Annotated in this window: 1 protein-coding gene; it reads right to left on the bottom strand. The window is 47.6% G+C overall.

Annotated elements, in window-relative coordinates:
- Positions 1-206, bottom strand: a 206-nt coding sequence (locus tag ACYJRZ_RS31985; RefSeq protein ID WP_459465551.1) for a hypothetical protein, incomplete at its 3' end; no start/stop codon positions are given.
- Positions 207-378 lie beyond the last annotated feature (172 nt).

Raw genomic sequence — 378 nt, forward strand, 5'->3', positions numbered from 1 at the left:
CAAAAAGCCAAAGAAACAGAGTGTATTCTCTTGTTCAAAACGTAACCGTCGAAGTCTCTTTCCAGAACCGAAATCTCTTCCGGTCCCGCGAAGCTTCGCCGCCCACGTTTCTCTTTCTTCTCATCTTCAATTGTCAAATAACTGACCAGAAAACCCAGTCGAAATTCCTTCCCGCAATCCCAGGCACCTAAGCCCAGAACCATCAATCAGCATCGCAGCCAATCCAGGAAACACCAGAGCGAAGGACTTCGTCGCCAGCAGCGCCGCCGCCCTCGTCAGTGATCGGGCTTATAGACCCTACCTCCCGAACTAGTCAACACTCATACTGTAAAAATTCTGACATTTTTGTAAGTGATTGTAATGGAAAGAGAATTTGTG

The sequence above is a fragment of the Rhizobium sp. No.120 genome, from assembly GCF_054558365.1.